We start from the raw sequence: 24,130 nt of genomic DNA on the forward strand, positions 1-24,130 counted from the left end.
ATACTCGTTCCACCGGTCGAAGCGGACCCAGAGGTGAGGCAGCGTGAGCGACAACCCAGACAACCCCGGCCAGGTCACCACGGACGTCCTGGTCATCGGCAGCGGACCGGCAGGCGCCTCGGCCGCGCTGTTCCTCGCCACCTACGGCGTGGACCACCTGGTGATCACGAAGTACCGGTGGACGGCCAACACCCCGCGCGCGCACATCACCAACCAGCGCACGGTGGAGATCCTGCGCGACATGGGCATCGAAGAGGACGTCAAGGCGCAGGGCACGCCCGCCGCGCTCATGGGCGACACGGTCTTCTGCACCAGCCTCGCCGGCGACGAGATCGGCCGGGTGCGGACCTGGGGGACGCACCCGGCCCGCAAGGCCGACTACACGCTGGCCAGCCCGTCCGAGAACTGCGACCTCCCGCAGACCCTGCTCGAGCCGATCCTGATCGGGCACGCCGCCGAGCGCGGCAGCCGGATCCGGTTCGACACCGAGTACCTGTCGCTCGAGCAGGACGACGACGGTGTCACCGTCACCGTGCGGGACAGGCTGTCCGGCCAGACCTACCCGATCCGCGCGAAGTACGTCATCGGCGCGGACGGCGGGCGCAGCCAGGTGGCCCGCGACATCGAGCTCCCCTTCGAAGGGCAGATGGATCTCGCCGGGAGCATGAACATCGTCTTCCACGCCGACCTGACGAAGTACGTCGAGCACCGGCCGAGCGTCCTGTACTGGGTGCTGCAGCCGGGCTCGGACATCGGTGGCATCGGGATGGGCCTGGTGCGCATGGTCCGGCCCTGGGACGAGTGGCTGGTCGTCTGGGGCTACGACATCAGCCAGCCGCCCCCGCAGGTCGACGACGCCATGGCCACCAAGATCGTGCACGATCTGGTCGGCGACGACACCATCCCGGTCACCATCCGCTCCACCTCCTTGTGGGGCAACAACAAGATGTACGCCACGAAGTACCGGACGGGGCGCGTGTTCTGCGCGGGCGACGCCGTGCACCGGCACCCGCCGTCGAACGGCCTGGGCTCCAACACCTCCATCCAGGACTCCTACAACCTCGCCTGGAAGCTCGCCGCGGTGCTGTCCGGCCAGGCCGGTGAGGGGCTGCTCGACAGCTACGACGCCGAGCGCGCCCCGGTCGGCAAGCAGATCGTGTTGCGGGCCAACAAGTCGATCGAGGAGTTCGGCCCGATCTTCGACGCACTCGGGTTCACCACGACCGGCGATCCGGCCGAGCAGATCGCGAACATGCGGGCCCGGGCCGAGGACACCCCGGAGGCGGCCGCGCAGCGTGCCGCGTTGCGGGAGGCCTTGGAGCTGAAGGATTACGAGTTCAACGCGCACGGCGTCGAACTCGGCCAGCGGTACGTCTCCGGCGCGGTGGTCGGCGACGACACGCCCGAGCCGGAGTTCACCCGCGATCCCGAGCTGTACTACCACCCGACCACCTGGCCGGGGGCGCGCTTGCCGCACTGCTGGCTCGGCCACGGCGGGCACCGGGTCAGCACCCACGACATCACCGGCAAGGGCCGGTTCGCCCTGCTCACCGGCATCTCCGGGCAGGCGTGGGCGGAGGCCGCCATCGGTGCCGCCCGGTCGCTCGGCGTCGACATCGACGTGCACGTGATCGGCCCCGGCCGCGAGTACACCGACGTCTACGACGACTGGTCGCGGCTGCGCGAGGTCACCGAATCCGGGTGTGTGCTCGTCCGGCCCGACGCCCACGTCGGCTGGCGGGCCTGCGAACTGCCCGCCGATCCGGAAAAAGACCTCACCGAGGCACTCGCCCGCCTGCTCGACCGCGCCTGAGGAGACCGGAAGATGTTCACCTACACGGCTCGGCCCGCCCGCATCGTCTTCGGGCACGGCACCCTCGAGCGGGTCCGTGCCGAGGTCGAACGGCTCGGCCGGTCCCGGGCGTTCGTCCTGGCCAGCCCGGACCTGGCGGAACCGGGCGACCGGGTCGAAAAGGCCCTCGGCCCGCTCGCCGCGGGCCGCTTCGACGGTGCCGCCATGCACACCCCGGTAGCGGTCACCGAGCAGGCCGTCGCGCTGCTCCGGGAGGCCGGAGCGGACTGCGTGGTGGCGGTCGGCGGCGGTTCGACGACCGGGCTGGCCAAGGCGCTCGCCGTCCGCACCGGCGTCGACCAGGTGATCCTGCCGACCACGTACGCCGGATCGGAGGTCACCCCGGTCCTGGGCGAGACGGCGGACGGCGTCAAGACGACGCGCTCGTCGCCGGACATCCTTCCGGAGACCGTGATCTACGACGTCGAGCTCTCCCGGGAACTTCCCGTCCCGATCGCGGTGACCAGTGGCGTGAACGCGCTCGCGCACGCCGTGGAGGCGCTCTACTCGCCCGACGCGAATCCCGTCATCGACGGGATGGCGCTCGACGCCATCGAGCGGCTGGCACGCGGACTCCGCGGGCTCGCCGAAGACACCCTCGAAGCGCGGACCGAACTGCTGCAGGGCGCCTGGCTCGCCGGGACCTGCCTCGGCGCGGTCGGCATGGGCCTGCACCACAAGCTCTGTCACACCCTGGGCGGCAGCTTCGGCCTTCCCCACGCTCCGATGCACACCGTCGTGCTCCCGCATGTCATGGCCTACAACGCCGCCGCGGCCCCCGAGGCGATGCGCCGCATCGCCGACGCGCTCGGCGCCACCGACGCCCCAACAGCCGTGTACGACCTGATCGTCGAGGCCGGTGGGCCGACCTCACTGCGGGAACTCGGCCTGGCCGAGGCCGACCTCGACCGCGCGGCCGAACTCGCGACCGCTGCCCCCTACCCGAATCCCGCCGAGCCGACCCGGGACGGCATCGCACGGCTGCTGCGCCGAGCCTGGGCCGGTGAGCGTCCCGCGCCCACGGGCACCGGCCCGTCGGTGCTGGACCAGCTCACCGCTCAGGTCGTGTCGACGTTCGCCGGCACCCCCGATCCGCGGCTGCGCGCGCTGCTGCAGGATCTGGTTCCGCGGTTGCACGCCTTCGCGATCGACAATGACCTGACCCAGGACGAATGGCAACACGGCATCGATTTCCTGACTCGCACCGGGCAGATCTGCGACGCCACCCGGCAGGAGTTCGTGCTGCTGTCGGACACCCTGGGCCTGTCCAGCGTCGTCGATGTCCTGACCAACTCCCGCACCCCCGACACCACCCCGTCCGCGGTGCTCGGCCCCTTCTACGTCGACGGCCCACCCGAACTGGAGCAGGGCGCCGACATCGCCGCGGGGATGCCCGGCACCCCGCTGTGGGTGGACGTGCAGATCACCGACACGGACGACAAGCCCGTGGCGGAAGCGCTCGTGGACGTCTGGCAGTCCAATGAGGACGGTTTCTACGACGTGCAACTGCCCGACCTCGAAGGACCCGTCCTCCGCGGACGGCTCCGCACCGACCGGGACGGCCGCCTGCGGTTCTGGTCCATCCTGCCCTCGGAATACCCCATCCCGTCCGACGGCCCGGTCGGCGCGATGCTGGCCGCGACCGAACGCCACCCCTACCGCGCCCCGCACCTGCACTTCATGATCGCGGCCGAGGGCTGCCGGCGCCTGATCACCCAGCTCTTCGTCGCGGGCGGCAAGTACCTCGACTCCGACGCCGTGTTCGGCGTCAAGGACGACCTCATCGTGAACTTCGAACCCCGAACCGGCCCGGCACCCGACGGCCGTGCCGTCGACGGCGAATGGCGCCGGCTCGATTTCACCTTCCAGATCGCGCGCCGGTAACACTCAACTCCGCGGTCCCTCGATGCGGTGGAGTTGAGGGTGTTTGGCCGTGCGCTGGTCCCCGGAAGACTGGCCGCGCAGGCGCCTGCCGAGCCAAGGGCCGAGAAAGGTGGCTGCCCAACGCAGTTCTGCGGTGGCGCGCCATTGTGTCGACGGTGGGATGGGCAACGGTGGGGCAGGTTCGTTCCAGGAATCGTTGCTACCGGGCAGGTGCAGGGCGTGCGCGACCGCGTCGGCGATCAGCTGATGCCCCAGGGGACTGCAGTGCAACCGGTCCTCGCTCCAGAATCGGCGGTCGGCGACGGAGGGGTGGAGAGCGATTTCCGCGACGGCGACTCCGTGCCGGGCGGCCGCGGCCCGGATCCGGTCGTTGATGTCGAGGATGCGGGAGCGAACCGGCCGGGCGAGGGGGATGATCCTGGTGAGGTCGGGAAAGGTCAGGGTCGCCACGCGGGCTCCGGCGTCGGTGAGCGCGGCGAACATCGCTTCCAGGTGACCGGCCACCGTGGAGGTCTCGACCCGGAGCCGGAGCAGGTCGTTGACTCCGGCGACGACGGTGGCCAGGTCGGGGCGCAGGGCAAGAGCCGGCTCGAGTTGTTCGGACCGGACTTCGTCCGCGCGGCGGCCGCGGACGGCGAGGTTGGCGTACTGGAGGTCGGGGTTGTCGATGGTGAGGCGTTCGGCGAGCCGGTCGGCCCATCCCCGGAGGCCCACGATGTCGTCACCGTCACCGACGCCTTCGGTTTGGCTGTCGCCCAAGGCGACGTAGCGCAGGTACTTGCCGCTGACTGTCACGCCATCCTCCTAGTCATAATGTTGACTAATCATAACCATGGCTATGATGGGCTTGCCCCCATGTCGACGACGAGGAGATGCGCCGGTGAGTCTGCGGCATGCTGTGCTCGCGGCGTTGCTGTCCGGCGAGTACAGCGGCTACGAGCTGGCCAAGGCGTTCGACGTGGGCGTCGCCAACTTCTGGTACGCCCGGCCGCAACAGCTCTACCTGGAGCTGTCCAAGCTCGAGAAGGACGGGTTGATCGAGGGCCGGGAGGTGGTCCAGCGAATCCGCCCCACCAAGCGGCTGTTCATGGTCACCGACGCCGGCCTCACCGAACTGGCGCACTTCGCCGCCGCGGTGAGCAAGCCGTCGTTCATCCGCGACGACCTGCTGGTCAAGGTCCAAGCCGTCGACCACGTCGACGCGGCACCGGTGATCGCGCAACTGGAGCAACGAGCCGCGGCGGCCGCGGCCAAGGTGGAGATCCTCGACAAGATCCTGCGGCGTTACCGCGGGGACCTCGACGAGGAGACCTACCTGCGCGACGGATCTCCGATCGGGCCCTACCTGACGTGCCTGCGCGGCCGGCGGTTCGAGCAGGAACACCACGACTGGTCGGTGCGGGCCGCCGCACTCCTGCGTGATCGGGCGACCCGGAACGGTCATCCGGCGCCCACCTCGGATCGATCCCGGTAGCGCTGTCGACCGGCATCCGTTTCGAACTGTCGTGGCTGGGGCGAGCCCACACCCCTGTCCAGGACGTCCGCTCATCGGCATTTCCGGGCAGCGGTGACCCCGGGCGTTCATGACGCTGCCGAGTCGCCGGGTGGCGGTGCGGGGCCGGCCACCCGGCTGAACCGTCCGGCCGGTTCACCGGTACCGGCCGCCCTGTCCCGTCGTCGACGATCGAGGAGTTCTTCAGGCAACGACGACGGAATATGGAGCGGTTTCCCGTGCGCACCTCGATCGACCGCGCGACCTGGCGGATGCTGGCGGGCTACGCGCGGCCGCAATGGCGGACTGTCCTCTTCGGAGGGTTGCTCGTCCTGCTGGGCGGCTTGGCGGCGGCCGCCCAGCCTCTTGCGGCCAAGACGCTCGTCGACGAGCTGGGATCGGGCGGGGTCATCACCGGGCTGCTGGTGCTGCTGGTCGTTCTCGCGCTCGCCGGTGCGGCGGTCCGGATGGCCGGTGACTACCTGCTCGAGCGGGCCGCGGAGTCGGTCGTGCTGGTCGCGCGGAAGCGGTTCGCGCGGCGGGTGCTGCGGTTGCGGGTGCCGGCTGTGCAGCGCACCGAACCGGGGGATCTGCTGTCCCGGTTCACCGGTGACACGACCCTGTTGCGCGAGGTGTGCACGCACGCGCTGGTGGGCCTGGTCACCGGTGCGGTGACGACCGTGGTGATGGTCGTGCTGATGGGGACGATGGACCTCGTCCTGCTCGGAGTCACCGCGGCCGTGCTGCTGGTGATCGGCCTGCTCGCTCTGGCGGGCATGCCGATGATCGAGAAGGCGACCCGCGCCGCCCAGGAGGCGGTCGGCGAGACGGGGACGCGGATGGAGCGGGTCCTGGGTGCGTTCCGGACCGTCAAGGCGTCGGGTGCGGAAGCCCGGGAGACCGCGGCGATCGAGGAGGGTGCCGAACGCGCGTGGCGCGCCGGTGTCCGCTCGGCGCGCTGGGAGTCTCTGGTCCACGGCTCCAACGCGCTCGCGATCCAGGCGTCGTTCCTCGCGGTGCTCGGCGTCGGCGGTGCGCGGGTGGTGACCGGTGCCATCCCACTGTCCACTTTGGTGGCGTTCCTGCTGTACCTGTTCTACCTGGAGGAGCCGATCGGGCAGCTCCTGCACGCGGGCAGCAGGCTGCAGATCGGGCTGGCGGCCGTGCGCCGGCTGTCCGAAGTGGAGCAGATGGCCGCCGAGCCGGCGTCGGCCGGGAGGACCATGGTCGGTCACGACGCTGCCGGGCTGGTGTTCGAGGACGTCCGCTTCCGGTACGGCCCGGATTCTCCGGAAATCCTGCGCGGCGTCGACCTCGAGATTCCGGCCCGGGGCATGACGGCGTTCGTCGGGGCCTCCGGCGCCGGGAAGTCCACGTTGTTCGCGTTGCTCGAACGGTTCCACGAACCGTCGTCGGGCCGGATCCGGCTGGACGGTGCCGACCTCGCGGACTGGGACCTGGCCGCCTTGCGCGCCTCGATCGGGTACGTCGAGCAGGACGCGCCGCTGCTGTCCGGGACGTTGCGGGACAACCTCGTCTACGGCCGTCCGGAAGCCACCGACGAGGAAATCCGGGACGTACTGGTGCAGACCCGGCTCGCCGGCCTCGTGGATCGGCTCCCGGCCGGTCTGGACACGCCGGTCGGGCACCGCGGCAGCATGCTTTCGGGCGGTGAACGGCAACGGGTCGCGCTCGCTCGTGCGCTGCTGCGCCGTCCTCGCCTGCTGTTGCTGGACGAGATCACCTCGCAGCTGGACGCGGTGAACGAGCTGGCGATCCGCGACGTGGTCACCGCCGCGGCCGAGACCACAACCGTGCTCGTGGTGGCCCACCGGCTCTCGACGGTCACCCGCGCCGACCGGATCGTGGTGCTGGACGAAGGAACCATCCGGGCGATCGGCACCCACGACCAGCTCGTGGCGAGCGATCCCTTGTACGCCGAGTTCGCCGCCACCCAGCTGCTCACGGGCGACAGCCGGGTGTCGACCGGCTCAGTGGGTGCGCCGTAGCCGGCCGCCGAGCCACCAGCCGAGTTCGATGGCGGCGATGCCCGCGGCGGCGCAGCCGAGCGCGGTGAGCGTGTGACCGGCGTTTCCGGGGTCCAGCAGGAACAGCCGCCGGGTCACCGGCAGGACGAACATGAGGCCGGACACGAGGACCATCGCCGCGACCAGGGCGGCCTTCCACCACGTGTAGGGCCGGGCGACGATGCCCAGCACCCACAACGCGAGCGCCATCAGGGTGATCAGTGCCGTCGTGCTCGCCTGGACCTGCGTGGTCTCGCCGGCGGCGTTGCCGGGATGGACGAGGACGTAGGCGGTGAAGGAGGCGACAGCGATCACCACTCCGGCCGGGATCGCCGTCCTCAGCACCCGGCCGACGAAACCGCCGCGGGCGCGGTCGTTGTTCGGGGCCAGGGAGAGCACGAACGCGGGCAGGCCGATGGTGAACCAGCCGACGATGGTGACGTGCCGGGGCAGGAACGGGTAGGACACGGCCGTGAGACCGATCAGGCCGGGAACACCCACCAGCAGGGCGAGCAGCACCGAGTAGACCGTCTTGGTGAGGAACAGGTTGGCGACCCGCTCGATGTTCCCGATCACGCGCCGGCCTTCGCCGAAGACGTGGGGGAGGGTGGCGAACGCGTTGTCCAGCAGGACGATCTGGGCCACCGACCGGGTCGCCGGGCTGCCCGCGCCCATCGCGACGCCGACGTCGGCGTCCTTGAGCGCGAGGACGTCGTTGACGCCGTCGCCGGTCATCGCGACCGTGTGCCCGCGCGACTGCAGGGCGGCGACCATGGCCCGCTTCTGGGCGGGCGTGACCCGGCCGAACACCGTGCCGTTCTCCACGGCGGTGGCCAGCAGGGCGGGATCCTCGGGCAGGGTGCGGGCATCGACCGGGGCATCGGCTCCGGGCAGGGACAGGGTGCGGGCGACCGCTCCCACCGAGACGGCGTTGTCGCCGGAGATCACCTTGACCGCCACGCCCTGGGCGGCGAAGTAGTCCAGGGTCTCGCGTGCGTCACCGCGGACGGTCTGCTCCAGCACCACCAGCGCGACGGGGGTCACCTCGCCCGGCGCTTCCGGGGCGTCGAGGCCGGTCGACGCCCGGCCGAGCAGCAGCACCCGCAGCCCCTGTGCGCCGATGCGTTCGGCCTCCGCGCGCTCGGGCGATCCGGCGGGCAGCAGAACGTCGGGTGCGCCGAGCACCCAGTCGCCGTGTTCGCCGAAGCTCGCGCCGCTCCACTTCCGCGCGGAGGAGAACGGCGCGACGGTCGCCGCGGTCCAGCCGGGCGCCGGCGGGCACGCCTGGGCGATCGCCAGCAGGCTCGCGTTCGGGCGGGGGTCGGCGGCGGCCAGCGCGGCGAGCACGAGTTCGGGGGCGCGATCGCCGTCGCCGATCGGCCGGATTTCGGAGAGCCGCATGGTGTTCTCGGTGAGGGTGCCGGTCTTGTCGGCGCACACCACGTCGACCCGTGCCAGTCCTTCGATCGCCGGCAGCTCGTTGACCAGGCACTGCCGGCGGCCCAGCCGGACCACGCCGACGGCGAAGGCGACCGAGGTCAGCAGGATCAGGCCTTCGGGCACCATCGGCACGAGCGCGGCCACCATGCCGCGCAGCGCGTCGGGCAGGGCCTGCGAGCCCGAGAGCTGGTTGTAGATCGACAGCACCCCGGCCGGGACGAGCAGGTAGGTGATGACCTTGAGGATCGTGTTGATCCCGCTGCGCAGTTCGGAATCCGCGAGGGTGAACCGCCCGGCTTCCTCGGCCAGCCGCGCCGCGTACGCCTCCCGTCCGACCTTCGTCGCGCGGTAGGCCCCGCTGCCCGCCACCACGAAGCTCCCCGACATCACCTCCTCGCCCGGGTGCTTGACGATCGCGTCCGATTCGCCGGTGAGCAGCGACTCGTCCACTTCGAGGGCTTCGGCTGTCAGGACGGTGCCGTCGACGACGATCTGGTCGCCCGGGCCGACTTCGACCACGTCGTCGGCGACCACCTCGGCCGGCGCCAGTTCCCGGCTCACGCCGTCCCGGCGGACCCGCGGCCGGACCTGGCCGACGATCGCCAGCCGGTCCAGTGTCCGCTTCGCCCGCAGTTCCTGGACGATGCCGACGGCGCTGTTGGCCAGGATCAGCCCGGCGAACAGCCCGTCGAGCAGGTAGCCGGTCGAGAAGATGAGCACCGCGAGCACCGCGAAGATCGCGTTGATCCGGGTGAACACGTTGGACCGCACGATCTCGCCGGTCGAGCGGCTCACCCGGGCGGGCACGTCGTTGGTCCGGCCCGCGGCGACCCGCTCGGCCACTTCGGCGGTGGTCAGCCCGGCCGTGACCTCGTCGGCAAGCAGGCGTACATCTCCTGGCATGGTCGCGAGACTACGCAAATCCCGGCTGGTCCGGCTCCGCCAAGCCCACGAACGGGGGTGAACCAGCTGACCGCCGGACAGCGTCCGGCCGACCGGCGGGGACACATCCAGCCGGGTGGCGGATTGTTCCGGACGCCCAGCGGCTGGGCGGACCGGGACCGCTTCACGACACTGGGAAACAGAGACGGCGCGCCGCACTTCGTCCCACTGCCCCGGAGGAGATTTCCATGTTCAATCGGATGCTGAGCCGCTTCGGCATCGGCGGCCCGTCCGTCGACACGGTGCTGGACTCGCCGCACGCCGTGCCCGGTCAGGCGATCACCGGGCAGGTGCACGTCCAGGGCGGCAACGCGGACGCCGAGATCGGCCAGGTCGTGCTGTCCCTCGTCTCGAGGACCGACGCGGAGTACGGCGACCACGGGCAGGGCGGCGACGCGGAGTTCTTCCGGCTGGTGGTGCGACAGGGCTTGCGGGTGCCGTCGGACCAGCCGGTCTCGATCCCCTTCCGGTTGCCGTTGCCGTGGGAGACGCCCATTACCGCGGTCGGCGGCGCGGTCCTGCCCGGGATCAGCGTGGGGGTGCGGACCGACCTGCTCGTCGAGGGTGCCCCGGACCAGGGCGACCTCGACCCGGTCCTGGTCGGTCCACTGTCCTCACAGGACAAGGTGCTCGACGCGTTCGGCGTGCTCGGGTTCACCTTCCGCGGCACCGGCATCGTGCCCGGGCCGCCGCAGGGCGTGTCGGGCGAGCTCGGTTTCCACCAGGAGCTCGAGTTCTTCCCGCCGGCCCAGTACGCGGGCCGGGTGCACCAGGTCACGGTGACCTTCGTGGCGAACCCGGACGAGCTCCACGTGATCCTGGACGCCGACAAACGGGGTGGCGACACGGCGGGCCACCTCCGGCTCTCGCACCAGGAGGCGCAGAACACCGACTGGGCCACCGCGGTCAACGGCTGGCTCACCCAGGCCGCCGAGCGCAGCCACGCGAACCCCGCCTTCGGTGGTGCCCCCAACCCGGCGTTCGGCCATGGCGCACAGCCCGGCTACGCCGGTCAGCAGGGGTACGGCGGCCCCGACGAGCAGCACGGGCAGCGACGGGGACCGGGTATGGGTGGCATGCTCGCCGCCGGCGCGGCCGGGCTGGCCGGCGGCATGGTCCTTGGTGGCGTCGCGGACGAGTTCTTCGGCGACGACGAAGGATGACCTGCCGCCGCGTGTCACCCAGCGGAGTGATCCGGGTGGCCGGATCCGCCCGTGATCGTCCTTGATCGCACGACGAGACCTGCGCGGCAGGCGTCACACCTCCCCAGGACGCCTGCCGCGCTGCCTGGCCGCCGACGAAGCAAGACTCCCGATTGGACAAGCGGCCGTCCGTCGGTTATTTGTCCATTGAGGAGGGTGAGCTCCGGAGTGGCCCGAGGACCCGCCGACGAACGGAACGCATGACAAGCCCACTGGACCTGTCCCTGATCACCGGGCCGATCCCGGTCGTCGCCACCGTCGCCGGTGCGGTCGCGTTGCTTTCTCTGGCGGTCCGGAAGGATCGCGCGTGGCGGACCAGGGTGCTGCCGATCGTGGTGGCGGCGTGCGCGGTGCTCGTGGCCGGGGTGACGTTCGTGGTCGACCACGTGTGGAAGCCGTGGCCGGAACCGTTGCCCCCGGTCTTGGCGGTGTGGGCGGGCGCGGCGCTGGTCGCCGCCTGCCTGGCGGTCGCGCGGCTGCGGGCCGGACGGTGGTACTGGCGGATCCTGGGAGTTCTGGCGGCGCTGGTCGTGCTGGCGAGCGCGGGCACGGCCGCGAACGCGCACTTCGGTCTCTACCCGACGTCGCGCGCGGTGCTCGACGTGTTCGCGAACAACCGGGTCGGCCTCGACGAGGCCGCGCGGCCGCCGTCGAGCGTGGTCGAAGTGCCTGCCGGCGGCAAGCTCGCCGGCGTGTGGCGGAAACCCGCGGGCCTTCCGGACAAGGGGACGGTGTCGGAAACGGCGATTCCCGGTGCGTTCAAGGCCCGTCCGGCGTGGATCTACCTGCCACCGGCGTACGCGGCGGCGTCCCGCCCGCGGCTGCCGGTCCTGGTGCTGCTCGCGGGGCAGCCGGGCGCGCCGCGTGACTGGTTCGACGCGGGCCGGCTCGCCGGGCGCATGGACGCGTTCGCGCGCGAGCACGACGGGCTGGCGCCGATCGTGGTGGCGGCCGACCAGCTCGGCGCCCGGATGGCGAACCCCCTGTGCCTGGATTCGAAGCTGGGGCAGTCGGAGACGTACCTGGCCCGTGACGTGCCCGAGTGGATCAAGCGGCGGCTGACGGTCGACGGGCGGCGCGAGGCCTGGACGATCGCGGGTCTCTCGCAAGGTGGCACGTGCGCTCTCCAGCTGGCCGTGCGTGCGCCGGACGTGTACGGGAATTTCATCGACCTGACCGGGCAGCGTGAACCGTCACTCGGCTCGCGGGCCGAAACGGTCAAGGCCGCGTTCGGCGGCGACGAGGCGGCGTTCACCCGCGTCAACCCGATGCACATCCTCGCCCGGCAACGGTTCCCACAGACCGCGGGGGTGATCGTCGCGGGCCGTGACGACCGGAACTACGGCCCGGCGGCCGCGGAGGTGTTCCAGGCCTGCCGCACGGCCGGGATGGACGTGCAGTGGAAGGAACTGCCGGGCGGGCACGACTGGACCGTGTGGCGCACGGGCCTCTACGACTCCTTGCCCTGGCTCGCCACGCGCACCGGCCTGAGCAGTTGACCACCACGAACAGTCCCGGGAACGAGAAACATGACTACACGATCGAGTGGCACGAGGGCCGAGCCCGCGGAAGCGACCGCGCTCGCCCGCGGCGTGGATCGAATCAGCCGGCGGGCCGGCCTGCTGTTCCGGACCGCTCCGCTGACGTGCGTCTTCCTCATCGCGTTCTGGACCGTCGGTGCACTGACAGGCGCGCTGGGCGGACCGAACGACGAGTTGCTCGCACGCATCGGCGCCGGCACCGACAGTCCGTTGTGGACTGTCCTCTCCTCGGCGTTGTGGGCCATGGACCTGACGGGCTACCTGGCGACCACCGCGCTGCTGCTGGTGTTCGGCACGCTGGCCGAGCGCGAGTTCGGCACCTGGCGCACCGCGGCGATCTTTCTCGTCTCCCACGTCATCGGCGTGTTCCTGGGTCTGGGGGCGGTGCTGCTCGGCACCGGCCTGCACTCGGAATGGCTCGACACGCTCAAAGGTGCGGTCGCGGCCGGGCCGTCGATCGGCGGGGTGGGGCTCGCGCTGGCGCTGACGTTCCGGATGCCGTCGTTGTGGCGGCGCCGCGTCCGGCTCATGACGCTCTTGTCGCTGCTGGTGCTCACGCTGTACTCGGGCTGGCTGGAGGACCTGATGCGGCTGTCCGGCGGCGCGGCCGGAATGCTGATCGGCGTGGTGTTCCTCCGGACCGGCGCGGTCCGCGAGCCCCGGACCCTGACGGAGACCCGGGTCCTGGTCGGGCTGGTGGTCGCGGCCTCGGCACTCGGGCCGGTGGTGACGATGCTGTCGCCGTACCCGAACGGCCCGTTGTCGTGGTACACCGAGGTGGTGGCGGTCGCGCGGCCGGCGCCGGACGACGTGGCCGCGACGTGCGGCGCCTCGGACGCGGCCGACCTGTGCCGCACGATGCTGATCCAGCTGTCCTACGGGCGGTTCCCGGCACTGGTGATGTCGTTGCTGCCGGCGTTGCTGCTGCTCGTGCTCGCGGAAGGGCTGCGGCGCGGGCGGCGGTTCGCCTGGTGGTCGGCGCTGACCTTCAACGTGGCCTACGCGGCGATCATCGGCTGGTACGTGGCGGATGCCGCGCGGCTTCCGGCCATCGACGCGCTGGACACCGGCTTCCGCTACAGCGTGCCCATCGTGGCGCCGCTCGCGGTCACCTTCGTGTTGCTCGTCACGCGCAAGCGCTTCACCGTCAAGCTTCCCCGCCACGCCATCAGGAAGTTCTGGCAGTTCACCCTGGGCAGCATCGGGTTGCTGTCGGCGCTGTACCTCCTCGGCGGGTACCTGGTCCGCGGCCAGTTCTCGCCGGAGCCGGGATTCGCCGGGCTGCTCGCCGACCTACCGAAGCGGTTCCTGCCGCCGGGCTACCTGCTGGGGCTGATTTCGGTGGAGTTCAAGGCGGACGGGTTCTTCGCCACGGTGCTGTTCGAATACACCGGCGTGGTGTTCTGGCTGATCGTGCTGACGGGCCTGCTGATGGCGTCGTGGCGTGCGTGGCCGTCTTCGTCGGAGGAGGAGGCAGCGCGCGCCCGGGACCTGATGGGGCGGTACGGCGGGTCGTCGCTGTCGTACATGACGATCTGGCCCGGCAACCAGTACTGGTTCACCCCCGACGGAGAGACGGTGATCGCCTACCGCGTGGTGGCCACGATCGCCCTGACCGTCGGCGACCCGATCGGGCCCGCACCGGCCTCGGCCGTGCGCGGATTCGCCGAGTTCTGCCAGGAAAACGGCTGGACACCGTGCCTCTACAGCATCACCGAGGAGACCAGGGAGGCGGCGGCCTCGCTCGGCTGGTCCGCGGTGCAGGTCGCCGAAGACACCGAGATCGAACTCGGCACGCTGAGCTTCACCGGCAAGAAGTGGCAGGACGTCCGCACGGCGCTGAACAAGGCGGCCAAGGTCGGCATCACCGCCGAGTGGTGCACCTACGCCGACGCACCCTTCGCGATCACCGACCAGGTCCGTTCCATTTCGGAGGAATGGGTGGCGGACAAGGGGCTGCCCGAGATGGGCTTCACGCTCGGTGGCCTCGGAGAGCTCACCGGCGACGGCGTGCGGTGCCTGCTCGCCATCGACGCCGACCGCACCCTGCACGGCATCACCAGCTGGTTACCGGTGTACGCCGGTGGCGAGGTGGTCGGGTACACGCTCGACTTCATGCGCCGCCGTGCCAACGGTTTCCGCGGTTCGATGGAGTTCCTGATCGCCTCGGCCGCGCTGGAGCTGAAGACCGAGGGGATCCGGTTCCTGAGCCTGTCCGGCGCGCCGCTCGCCCGGCTGGACCGCGGGGAACGCCCTCGCGCGTTGCAGCGGGTGCTGGACTTCACCGGACAGGTGCTGGAGCCGGTGTACGGCTTCCGCTCGCTGTTCGCGTTCAAGGCGAAGTTCCAGCCCACGTACCGGCCGATGTACATGGCCTACCCGGATCCGGCCGCCCTGCCACGGATCGCGAACGCGGTCGGCCGCGCGTACCTGCCCGAGGTCAACCTGAGGCAAGGCCTCCGCCTCGCCGCCAAGATGATCACCCGTTCGTGAGCGGGAGGGCGGCGGGCGGGGCCGGGGTCACCACTGCTCGCCGTCGTCCCAGCCGCCCGGCTCGTCGAAGCCGACCGGGTCGCCGTGGTGCTCGCCGGCCGAGGCCTCGTGACCACCGAATGCCCCGCTCAGGCCCTGGAACAGCAACGCGCCGCCGGCGACACCCGCCGCCGTGACCGCCGCGGTCTTCAGGAATCCGCCGCCGGAGCGGCCCGGTGCCCCGCCCACCGGTGCGGCCTGGTCCCGGTTCTGGCCGAACATGCGGGACATGAACCCGCCGCCCCCGGCCTGCGCGGGCTGCGGCGCATAGGCCTGGCCGGGCGCTGCCCCGTAGGCGTGGCCCGGCGCGGGTCCGAAGGCCGGGTTCGGCGCGGCGCCGAAGGCCGGTGCCGACCCCGGCGGGGCGGCTTGCAGCTCGGCGATCCGGGCCTGGGCGGTGCGCAGCGCGTCCTCCTGCACGAGGACGGCCTGGACGAGCAGGTAGAGCGCGTCCGGCTGCGACTGGACGTACTGGGCGATCAGCTGGGCGGCCTCCGGGTCCTTCTGCACCGGCTGTGCCTGCCGCAGCCGGTTCGCCAGCCCGAGGATCAGCTCGCGGTCCTGGTTCTCCATGGGAACTCCTTTCGTCTGACTCCATCGTTGGCCCAACACCTGGGGCATGGACACCGGTGACCCGGCCCGAACCACCCGCCGACCGGCTGCGGATCTTCAGCCGGTCGGCGGGCAACCGGTCGCCGGGTCCCGGCTGGCGGGACCGCGCCGCTCCCGGCGAGACTGAACGCATGGTGCGAGTGGTCGTCGTCGACGACGAGGAGCTGGTGCGGTCGGGTTTCCGGCTCATCCTGCAGTCAGCGGGGGACATCGAGGTCGTGGCGACCGTGAGTGGCGCGCAGGCGGTCAAGGAGATCAGCCTGCGGCGTCCGGATGTCGTGCTGCTCGACATCCGGATGCCGGACGTCGACGGCCTGACCGTTCTGCGGCAGCTGCGCGGCCTGCGGAACCCGCCGGCCGTGGCGATGCTGACCACGTTCGACTCCGACGAGTACATCGCGACGGCGCTGCGTTCGGGTGCGGCCGGGTTCATCCTCAAGGACACCGCGCCCGAGCAGCTGGCCCAGCTGGTTCGCGCGCTGGCCGCCGGGGGAGTCGTGCTGTCACCGAAGGTCACCCGGACCGTGGTGGACGGCTACCTCGATTCCGGTGCCGGGTCGTCGGCGGCCACGCAGGTCGACCAGCTCTCCGAACGCGAGCGCGTCGTGCTCGTCCTGATCGCGGACGGACTGTCCAATACGGACATCGCGCAGCGGATCGACGTCAGCGTTGGGACTGTCAAGGACCACGTGTCGGCGATCCTCACCAAGCTCGAAGTCGGTAGCCGCGTGCAGGCCGCGCTCGTCGGGCAGCGCGCAGGGCTGCTCGAGGGCACCGGACCGTGAACCGGACGCAAGCGCTGGTGGCCGAGGCGGGCCTGCTCACCGTCGCCGGGCTCGACGCGGTGTTCAACCAGCCCACCGAGCCCTGGGACGTCGGCGTCGCCATCGTCGCCCTCGGCGCGCTTCTGTTCCGGCGGCGGTGGCCGGTACCCGTCTTCGTGCTCACTCTTCCCGCGCTCGCCCTCGTGGGCTCGGTGATCGCGACGCTCGTCGCGCTCTACGCGGTGGCCGTGCGGTATTCGGACCGGGTGCTGCTCACCGGCTGCGGGCTCGTCGCCGCGGTGGGCTACGTCTTCCCGGGCCTGCAGTTCCACTACTCGCGCACCGACACGGTGCTCACCCTCATCTACGCGACCATGACCGCGGCCGCACCGATCTTCTTCGGCAGGCTCGTCCACGCCCAGCGGGAACTGGCCCTGCGGCTGGAGGACATCCGGGCCGCCCGCGAACACGAACGCCTGCTCGACGCCCAGGCCACGTTGGCCAAGGAACGCAACCAGCTCGCCCGCGAGATGCACGACGTCGTTTCCCACCAGGTCAGCCTGATCGCCGTCCAAGCCGGCGCCATCGGTGTTTCCACCACCGACCCGCACGTCAAGGCCGCGGCCGGCAACGTCCGGAAACTCTCCGTCGACACCCTCGACGAACTCCGGCACATGGTGAACCTGCTCCGCGCGTCCGGCAGCCGGACCGCCGGGCTGACGCCGCAGCCGACACTGTCCGATCTGGACCGGCTGATCACGGGGAGCGGCATCGAAACCCGGGTGACCGGCGCGGCGCCGGAGGGCATCGACACCGCCGTGCAGCGCACGATCTACCGGACCGTCCAGGAAGCCCTCACCAACGTCCGCAAACACGCCCCCGGCAGCACCGCCACGGTCGAGTTCGCGGATGACGGCAACGACCTCGCGGTCACCGTCACCAACACCCGGCCCACGCGCCCGACCCTGGCCCTGCCCGGCGCGCACCTCGGACTCCTCGGGCTCCACGAACGCGCCACGTTGCTCGGCGGCACCGTCAAGGCCGCGCCGACCGGCGACGGCGGCTTCCGGCTCGAACTCCGCCTGCCCCGAGCGGCCGGGCACCGCTGACCTCCGGCACGATCTCGGCGTCGGCCGAAAGGAGAGAGATGGCGGGCGAACGCGAGATCGAAGCCGTCGAGCAGTGGTTCCGGCGGCGCGGCCTGCCCGCCGTGGTCCGGGGCCGCCCCACCCGGCTGCTGGTCCGCACCACCGCGGCGGTCGTGTTCATCGCGGTCTGGGAAGTCATGACCGCCCTGCTGAACGTGGTGGACGGCGACACGGACGCGGACTTCGACCGGCTCATCGAGAACGACCTCTTTTCGCCTGGGCTATAGCGGCCTCGTGCTCGGTCTGGTCGTCTTCCCCGTCCTCGGCTCCTGGCTCACCGCGCGGTGGGTGCGGCGCAAGCTGGTCGACCGCGGCGGAACCGTGCCCGCCGCGGTCCTGGCGGCCGTGTTCGTGTTCGGCGTGCCCGCTCTCGGCTGGGTTGTCGCCGGCCACTCGATACCGCTCGGCGTCGTGATCCACCTGGCGATCCTGGCGGGACTGTTCGCGGCCGCGTTCGCCGGGGCCGGCTCGATCGCCGGCTGGGCGCTGCGGGCGGCGTTCCGGCAGACCCGGATGCTGGGCGAACTGACCAGCCGGGCGCTGCCGCTCCTGCTGCTGTTCACCGTCTTCGGGTTCTTCACCACGGAGATCTGGCAGGTCGGAGCCTCGCTGCCCCGGCCGCGGCTGTGGCTGGTCATCGGGCTCTTCGCCGCGGTCGGCGTGGTCTTTCTGCTCGCGATGTTCAAGGACGAGGTCACGACGCTGACCCAGTCGCGGATCGCCCCGCTCGGCCTGGACAAGCTGCGGGAGACGCCGCTGGCGTCCTATCTGGACGACATCCGCGCCGAGCGGGTCCCGCTCAAGAAGCTGGAGCGGGCGAACATGATCCTCGTCCTGGTCCTGACCCAGGTGCTGCAGACGCTCGTGCTCGCTGTCCTCGTGTTCGTGGTCTTCGGCATCATCGTGGTCCAGCTGTCGCGGCGTTCTCCGGTCTGTACTTCGCCGCGTCGACGGTGACCGACGCCCAGTACCGCAGCGCCTTCTTCGACCCGCTGGCAGACCACTTGGCGGTCAGCCTGGTGGCCCGGGACCGCTATCTCGGCCGGCTCCTCGGTGCTCCGCGGCAGGCTGGACCCGCCGCGGAGCACCGAAGTCTCACCGGAGATATTTGACCGGTTTGGTGGCGGCGTTGAGCAGGTACTCCAGTGGCCCGCGGCGGAAGAACCGGGACCAGATGGTGGCGAACAGGATCGCGCCGAGAATGAACAGCAGCACCGGCGTCCAGGAAGTCTGGTCGGCGGCCTCCGCGGGCGCGTCGGCACCCTGGTCCGGCACGAAGAAGGACGATGCGACGAAGTGGCCGACGTAGGCGGTCAGGGACATGGTGCCGACCGCGATGATCGGCCCGGCAAGGCGGCGCAGCCGGGGCAGGCGGTCCATCGCCACCGTCGCGGCCAGGAGCACGGTGATGGCGACACCGAGGCTGCCGACGATGTCGAACGTCGTCCCGGTGTGCGGCCCGGCGGTCAGCAATGTCCACGGTGAACCGGCCTGATCCGCCGATGCGAGGCCGTCCAGGGACTTCATCGAACCCAGTTCCGAGCTCATGTCCTTGCCGGTCGGCGCCTCCGTGGCCGCCCGGAGGCCGGGGAACAGCAGGGACGCCAGCCAGGGCGTGCCGTAGCCGAGCGCGATGAGGGCGGGACCGACCATGGCCAGCCGCCCCTGGACCGTGCGGGTGGTCAGGTCGAGGCGGGCCAGTGCCATGCCGGCGATCACGAACGGCATCCAGGTGAGCACCGGGTAGAAGCCGGTGACGAACAGGTCCAGCACGCCCACGGCGCCGATCCGGTCGAGCGGGTCGTAGGCCTTGAGGGCCGCGGTGACCGGCTCGGTCAGCAGGGCGCGGATGCCGAACGCCAGCTGCGGCATGACCAGGGCCAGCGCGGCGGCGATGATCGCGAGCGTCCGAGCCTTCAGCCGCACCAGTGGCAGGGCCAGCAGGAAGTAGACGCCGTAGAAGGCGAGGATCACGACGCCGCCGTAGACCATCGCCATGACGGTGCCCAGCGCCAGCAGGATCACCGCGCGGATGGCGATCCGCGCCTTCGCCTGCCGTCCGGCCAGTCCGGTCTTCGCCTCCCGGCGGCCGGCGATCAGGAGCAGGGAGAACCCGGCGAGGGTGGCGAACAGGGCCGACGAGCGGCCTTCCGCCAGGCTGCGCACCCAGCCGCCGATGCCGTCCACGGCCGTCGCCGACGGTCCGATGTGGATGACGAACATCCCGAACACGGCCAGCGCACGGGCCAGGTCGACGCCGACCAGCCGGCCCATCGAGGGCTCCGCGGGCGCCGCCGCCGTCGGAAGTGCGGTGTCCTGTGGTGACGATCTCTGTGCCATACCGGAAATATTGCTGCTTCGGCAACCGTTGCCCATCCGGCAGGGTTCCGGAACGGCCCCGCCGATCGGCTGGAACCGGCCAGCCGATCGGCCTTCCCGGCGCGGTGGCTGCACCCGGACCGCCAGTGAATTCATGAAGCACTCCCGCACGGCCTGTGGGTGTCGACCGGCGTCGTGGCGCTCGTCCTGCTCCTGGTGCCCGGCGCCGCCGACAAGCGTGACGACCGCGAAAGCAGCACTGTCGACCTGTCGGCCGACAGCCAGGAATTCGCGCTGCGGATGTCGGCCGAATCCGGCTACACGAAGCCGTCCCTCACCGAGCGCAACGCGATCGGTGAGGGCGTCGAGCGCGTGCTGGACGGAAAGCCACTCGAGGCGAAGACGACCTTGGCCGCCGTCGGCTACATCGACCCGGCCGGGACCGTCCACTTGGGAATCGAAGTCCCCATCCGAAAGCGGACCAGGACAGCGAGCGGCTCGGCGCCGACCTGTTCCGGAAGGTGCCCGGCTCGGTCCTCGTGATCGCCGGCGCGCACCGCCGGGCGGCGCCGGACAAGCAGGCGGACATGGCTCACACGAACGAAAGCGTATTCGAGACGGTGCACGAACTCTTGGTGATTCCTTTGCGGGGGAGTGGGCGGCCGCGATGGTGGCCGCCCGGTGCGCCGGCTGGCGAACGGTCGTCCGGTGCCGTCCTCCACCGCCTTCACCGCGTCGAGAAGACCGTGCAGGCCGATCTCGTAACGCTCCTCTTCCGTCGGATCCGACAGCCACTCGGTGGGCGGTGTGTCGGTGACCTCCTCGCGACTCGACTCCGCGATGGCCAGTTCGACTTCGATCTCGACCTCGAGCCCGTGCAAGGACTCGCCCGGGTTGCTCATCGCTCTTCCCGGTTCAGGCCCGGTCGAGGGGCGCGGCGGTCGCGGCGCCGGGCCAGTTCGTCCTCGTCCACCAGCGTGATCATCGATCCGCCGGGCGGGCACAGCATCGTGACGACGAAGCGGACCGGGATGTCGTCGCGGTTGTTGCCGTCCTGGTAGTGGATGACGTCGCCGCCCGGCTCCCAGAACGCCTCGCCGGCTCGTACGATCCGCTCCGGCTCGCCTTCGAGCTCGAACCGCATCTCGCCTTCCACCACGTAGCCGAACGCCGGGCCGGAGTGCCGGTGCGGCGGCGCGCCGTGGTGGCCCGGCGGGTACTCGATGACCACGGTCATCCCGTGCGAGCCGGCCGGGATGAACGGGGGTTCCACTTCCTGCAGCATCGTGAGCGCGTTCTGCCAGGTGGTGTCCGACATGGCGAATCCCTTCGTGACGGATGGTTCGTCCGCTAGGACCGGGCAGCCGCCGGCGATGTGACAGCCACGGCGAAATTCCCGAGTGTCACGGATCGGGGCCCTGTCCGGTCCTGCGGAGATGACCGACCGAGCGTCGAACGGGGTGAACCGTTGCCGGCAGAGAGCAGGATCCGGATCCGGGTCCGGATGAGCGCGCGTCCGATCGACGAGCCGCACCGCAGCTCGAGCCAGCTGAAACGCGTGGGCGACCCAAAGGACTGGTAACTGGCGGTACGGTCGAAGCGGCGAACTCCGTCATCCCTCGCGAGCGGCGGTCGGCCGTCAGGTCGCTGTTGCGCACGTCGGCGCCGACGGCGAGCCGCCGTCTTCGTCTTCGCCGATCTCTGTCCGGGGCCTGGCGCCACGGCCTGCGGAAACCCGTTGCAGCGCCCCTGCTGCGTCTCCTGCCAGGACGTTACGACGCTGTGCAACAAGCGCAGGCTCGGCTCGGGATGCTCCGCGCCGGCGGCGCCACCCGCCAGCACGCGATCCTCGGCGAGACGTGTGCCGCGAGGGCGCACCGGCTTGTTCCGATTCCGCCTGCGAGGTTTCAGCCGCGTGCACATGGGCACGCGAGAAGGGACAAGGGAAGACCGCACTCCCGGAGACCGGCATGAACGAACGCTCACATCCACGTGACGGCGACACCGCCGACCCGGCCCGCGGTCCAGCGCCCCGGAGGCGACCAGCTTCACGACCGCGCGCAGCGGCAGTTCCGGCCGGCTTCCCCCTACTGACAGCTTGAGGAGCGCAATCATGGGCGACACCGCTTTCCGCCGCGAACTCGGCCAGCAGCTGCGGGTCGACTCGATCCGGGTCAGCACGAAGGCCGGCTCCGGGCACCCGACCTCGTCGATGTCCGCCGCCGACCTGATGGCCGTGCTGCTCGACGGGCACCTGCGGCTGGACTTCGACCGGCCGGACGACCCGCGCAACGACCACCTGATCTTCTCCAAGGGCCACGCCTCGCCGCTGTACTACAGCATGCTGAAGGCGGCCGGCGCGATCGACGAGGACGAGCTGCTCACCTACCGCCGGCTCGGCAGCCGGTTGGAGGGTCACCCGACCCCGCGCATCCCGCCCACCGACGTCGCCACCGGCTCACTCGGCCAGGGCCTGCCCATCGGCGTCGGGATCGCCCTCGCCGGCAAGTGCCTCGATCGTCTTCCGTACCGCGTCTGGGTGCTGTGCGGCGACTCGGAGATGGCGGAAGGCTCGATCTGGGAGGCGTTCGAGCACGCCGCGCACTACGAGCTCGGCAACCTCACCGCGATCGTCGACGTCAACCGGCTCGGCCAGACCACCGAGACCATGCTCGGCTGGAACGTCGACGCCTACGCCGCCCGCGCCCGGGCCTTCGGGTGGCACGCCATCACCCTCGACGGCCACGATCTCGACGCCGTCGAGGCCGCTTTGGCCGAAGCCGAGACCGCCGGCCGGCCGACCGTCCTCTTCGCGAAAACGCGGAAAGGCAAGGGCGTCAAGTCCGTCGAGGACCAGCCCGGTAAGCACGGCAAGCCCGTCGACGATGCCGACGCGGCCATCGCCGAACTCGGCGGCCCTCGCGACTTGGCCGTATCCGTGGCGAAACCGGACACTTCAGTGTCCACAATAGACCAATCGCCCGGGGAACCCCGCCTGCCGTCTTGGAACATCGGCGACAAGGTGGCCACCCGCCGCGCCTACGGGGAAGTGCTCACCGCGCTCGGCGAAGCGCGACCGGATGTCGTGGCCCTTGACGGCGAAGTGTCGAACTCGACCAACAGCGAACTGTTCGCGCAGGCCCACCCTGACCGGTACTTCGAGATGTACATCGCCGAACAGCAGCTGATCGCCGCTGCCGTGGGCCTGCAGGCGCGTGGCTGGACGCCGTTCGCGTCCACGTTCGCCGCGTTCTTTTCCCGTGCCTACGACTTCGTCCGGATGGCCGCGATCTCGCGGGCGAACCTACGGCTGTCCGGTTCCCATGCCGGCGTCTCGATCGGCGCCGACGGCCCGTCCCAGATGGCTTTGGAGGACCTCGCCGCGTTCCGCGCCGTCCACGGCAGCACCGTCCTGCATCCCTCCGACGCCAACCAGACCGCCCGCCTCGTCGCCGCGATGGCCGACCGGGACGGCATCTCCTACCTGCGGACCCTGCGTGGCAAGACCACGGTCCGCACCGGCACGGACGAAGACGTCCGCATCGGGGGCAGCCGGACGCTGCGCCGCTCCGGCCAGGACGACGTTACGCTCGTGGCGTGCGGTGTGACCGTCGGCGAAGCCGAGGAAGCCGCCGGGCGGCTGGCGGCCGAAGGCATCGCGGCGCGGGTCCTGGACTGCTACTCGATCAAGCCGATCGACGCGGCCGCGCTCCACGAGGCGGCCCGGGACACCGGCATACTGGTGACCGTCGAAGACCACTGGCCCGAAGGCGGCCTCGGTGACGCCGTCCTCGAGGCGCTCGCCGAGTTCCCGGACGCCGTCCGGGTCCGCAAGCTGGCGGTGCGCGAGATGCCCGGCTCCGGCAGCCCCGAGGAACTGCTCACCGCCGCGGGCCTCGACGCCGGCCACATCGTCGATGCGGTCCACGACCTGACGGGCACGCGCAAGAGGAACCCGTACGGCGAAACACCGAATGAGGAACGTGCGATCATCCGCGGCGAGCAAGGAACGTCGGTCGGTGACCCGCACGACGACACCGACCCGCAATCCGGCTAGCCGTTCCGCGGAGAAGGGGACCACGCTGATCGAACACCGCGGGCCGTGGACGGTCGTCCGGAATCGGCCTGGTTCTCGGCGAACGGACCCGGATTTTGGCTGGCCCGAAGCAGCCGGCAGGCCGGCAGTCCCGCTCAGTGAGGCGGGCGACTACCGGGAACGCCCTTTTGGGCCGCCCTTCAGCTCCTCGTAGATCGTCGAGGCCTCGCGCAGGATCTCCAGCTAGTGCCTCATCAAGGAACGTTGACGCGGTAACCGTGTCGCGTGGACATCCGGGCTGGTGATCGCGAGGCTGGCCGGTGGAGGTGAGTCATGGCG

General features: G+C 70.9%; 18 protein-coding genes and 1 pseudogene. 13 read left to right on the forward strand and 6 right to left on the reverse strand.

What is annotated here, in order from left to right; genetic code table 11:
• The first annotated feature begins 43 nt into the window (after window positions 1-43).
• Together AB0G28_RS36405 and AB0G28_RS36410 are read left to right on the forward strand one after the other, a co-directional pair.
• Window positions 44-1,813: an FAD-dependent monooxygenase gene (locus AB0G28_RS36405; RefSeq protein ID WP_361100053.1), complete on the forward strand. Its 1,770-nt coding sequence runs from the start codon at window positions 44-46 to the stop codon at window positions 1,811-1,813.
• 12 nt (window positions 1,814-1,825) lie between these two features.
• A complete protein-coding gene (locus AB0G28_RS36410) occupies window positions 1,826-3,736 on the forward strand; it encodes a maleylacetate reductase and hydroxyquinol 1,2-dioxygenase domain-containing protein (protein ID WP_361100056.1) in 1,911 nt (636 codons plus the stop codon).
• Window positions 3,737-3,739: 3 nt separating this feature from the next.
• Here the strand turns inward: AB0G28_RS36410 and AB0G28_RS36415 are convergent, their stop codons facing one another.
• Window positions 3,740-4,531, reverse strand: coding sequence for an SGNH/GDSL hydrolase family protein (locus AB0G28_RS36415; RefSeq protein ID WP_361100059.1), 792 nt, complete (start codon window positions 4,529-4,531; stop codon window positions 3,740-3,742).
• A gap of 85 nt (window positions 4,532-4,616) precedes the next feature.
• Here AB0G28_RS36415 and AB0G28_RS36420 point away from each other — a divergent pair, with 85 nt between their 5' ends.
• Together AB0G28_RS36420 and AB0G28_RS36425 are read left to right on the forward strand one after the other, a co-directional pair.
• On the forward strand, window positions 4,617-5,210 hold the full coding sequence (locus AB0G28_RS36420; protein WP_361100062.1) for a PadR family transcriptional regulator: 594 nt from the start codon (window positions 4,617-4,619) through the stop codon (window positions 5,208-5,210).
• Window positions 5,211-5,467: 257 nt separating this feature from the next.
• The gene (locus AB0G28_RS36425) at window positions 5,468-7,237 is read left to right on the forward strand and encodes an ABC transporter ATP-binding protein (protein ID WP_361100065.1); all 1,770 of its coding nucleotides are present in this window, start codon (window positions 5,468-5,470) and stop codon (window positions 7,235-7,237) included.
• On the opposite strand, the gene AB0G28_RS36430 is transcribed toward AB0G28_RS36425, so the two are convergent.
• Window positions 7,220-9,598: an HAD-IC family P-type ATPase gene (locus tag AB0G28_RS36430; RefSeq protein ID WP_361100068.1), complete on the reverse strand. Its 2,379-nt coding sequence runs from the start codon at window positions 9,596-9,598 to the stop codon at window positions 7,220-7,222. The genes AB0G28_RS36425 and AB0G28_RS36430 overlap by 18 nt on opposite strands.
• Before the next feature lie 227 nt (window positions 9,599-9,825).
• Between AB0G28_RS36430 and AB0G28_RS36435 the strand changes: the two genes are divergently transcribed.
• From AB0G28_RS36435 to AB0G28_RS36445, 3 genes are all read left to right on the forward strand, one after another.
• Window positions 9,826-10,800, forward strand: a complete 975-nt coding sequence (locus AB0G28_RS36435; protein ID WP_361100071.1) for a sporulation protein — start codon at window positions 9,826-9,828, stop codon at window positions 10,798-10,800.
• A 239-nt stretch (window positions 10,801-11,039) separates the two neighbouring features.
• Window positions 11,040-12,338, forward strand: coding sequence for an alpha/beta hydrolase-fold protein (locus tag AB0G28_RS36440; RefSeq protein ID WP_361100074.1), 1,299 nt, complete (start codon window positions 11,040-11,042; stop codon window positions 12,336-12,338).
• 30 nt (window positions 12,339-12,368) lie between these two features.
• On the forward strand, window positions 12,369-14,873 hold the full coding sequence (locus AB0G28_RS36445) for a DUF2156 domain-containing protein (protein WP_361100077.1): 2,505 nt from the start codon (window positions 12,369-12,371) through the stop codon (window positions 14,871-14,873).
• Window positions 14,874-14,900: 27 nt separating this feature from the next.
• Here AB0G28_RS36445 and AB0G28_RS36450 read toward each other — a convergent pair whose 3' ends face one another.
• The gene (locus AB0G28_RS36450) at window positions 14,901-15,485 is read right to left on the reverse strand and encodes a DUF2076 family protein (protein ID WP_361100080.1); all 585 of its coding nucleotides are present in this window, start codon (window positions 15,483-15,485) and stop codon (window positions 14,901-14,903) included.
• 170 nt (window positions 15,486-15,655) lie between these two features.
• Between AB0G28_RS36450 and AB0G28_RS36455 the strand changes: the two genes are divergently transcribed.
• The 4 genes from AB0G28_RS36455 to AB0G28_RS36470 are packed head-to-tail and all read left to right on the forward strand — an operon-like array spanning window position 15,656 to window position 18,393.
• The gene (locus tag AB0G28_RS36455; RefSeq protein ID WP_361100102.1) at window positions 15,656-16,309 is read left to right on the forward strand and encodes a response regulator transcription factor; all 654 of its coding nucleotides are present in this window, start codon (window positions 15,656-15,658) and stop codon (window positions 16,307-16,309) included.
• Entirely contained in the window at window positions 16,306-17,397 is a 1,092-nt protein-coding gene (locus tag AB0G28_RS36460) for a histidine kinase (protein WP_361100083.1), read from the forward strand. Before AB0G28_RS36455 ends, AB0G28_RS36460 begins: the two co-directional genes overlap by 4 nt.
• Window positions 17,398-17,435: 38 nt before the next feature.
• On the forward strand, window positions 17,436-17,663 hold the full coding sequence (locus AB0G28_RS36465) for a hypothetical protein (protein ID WP_361100086.1): 228 nt from the start codon (window positions 17,436-17,438) through the stop codon (window positions 17,661-17,663).
• A 7-nt stretch (window positions 17,664-17,670) separates the two neighbouring features.
• Window positions 17,671-18,393, forward strand: a complete 723-nt coding sequence (locus tag AB0G28_RS36470) for a hypothetical protein (RefSeq protein WP_361100089.1) — start codon at window positions 17,671-17,673, stop codon at window positions 18,391-18,393.
• A gap of 138 nt (window positions 18,394-18,531) precedes the next feature.
• Here AB0G28_RS36470 and AB0G28_RS36475 read toward each other — a convergent pair whose 3' ends face one another.
• The 3 genes from AB0G28_RS36475 to AB0G28_RS36485 all read right to left on the reverse strand — a co-directional run bounded on the left by AB0G28_RS36475 (window position 18,532) and on the right by AB0G28_RS36485 (window position 21,073).
• Window positions 18,532-19,776: a DUF418 domain-containing protein gene (locus AB0G28_RS36475; protein ID WP_361100091.1), complete on the reverse strand. Its 1,245-nt coding sequence runs from the start codon at window positions 19,774-19,776 to the stop codon at window positions 18,532-18,534.
• 401 nt (window positions 19,777-20,177) lie between these two features.
• Window positions 20,178-20,657 (reverse strand): hypothetical protein, encoded by a 480-nt coding sequence (locus tag AB0G28_RS36480; protein WP_361100094.1) that lies wholly within the window; start codon window positions 20,655-20,657, stop codon window positions 20,178-20,180.
• Window positions 20,654-21,073: a cupin domain-containing protein gene (locus tag AB0G28_RS36485; protein WP_361100096.1), complete on the reverse strand. Its 420-nt coding sequence runs from the start codon at window positions 21,071-21,073 to the stop codon at window positions 20,654-20,656. Before AB0G28_RS36485 ends, AB0G28_RS36480 begins: the two co-directional genes overlap by 4 nt.
• Window positions 21,074-21,472: 399 nt before the next feature.
• On the opposite strand from AB0G28_RS36485, the pseudogene AB0G28_RS36490 reads away from it, so the two are divergent.
• Window positions 21,473-21,609, forward strand: a pseudogene (locus AB0G28_RS36490) (xanthine dehydrogenase family protein subunit M); the annotation flags it as partial.
• A gap of 259 nt (window positions 21,610-21,868) precedes the next feature.
• Complete coding sequence (locus AB0G28_RS36495; RefSeq protein ID WP_361100099.1) at window positions 21,869-23,812, forward strand: transketolase; 1,944 nt, start codon at window positions 21,869-21,871, stop codon at window positions 23,810-23,812.
• Window positions 23,813-24,130 lie beyond the last annotated feature (318 nt).

Origin of the sequence: Amycolatopsis sp. NPDC021455, assembly GCF_040640995.1 — a bacterium.
In the GTDB taxonomy this organism is placed as follows: domain Bacteria; phylum Actinomycetota; class Actinomycetes; order Mycobacteriales; family Pseudonocardiaceae; genus Amycolatopsis.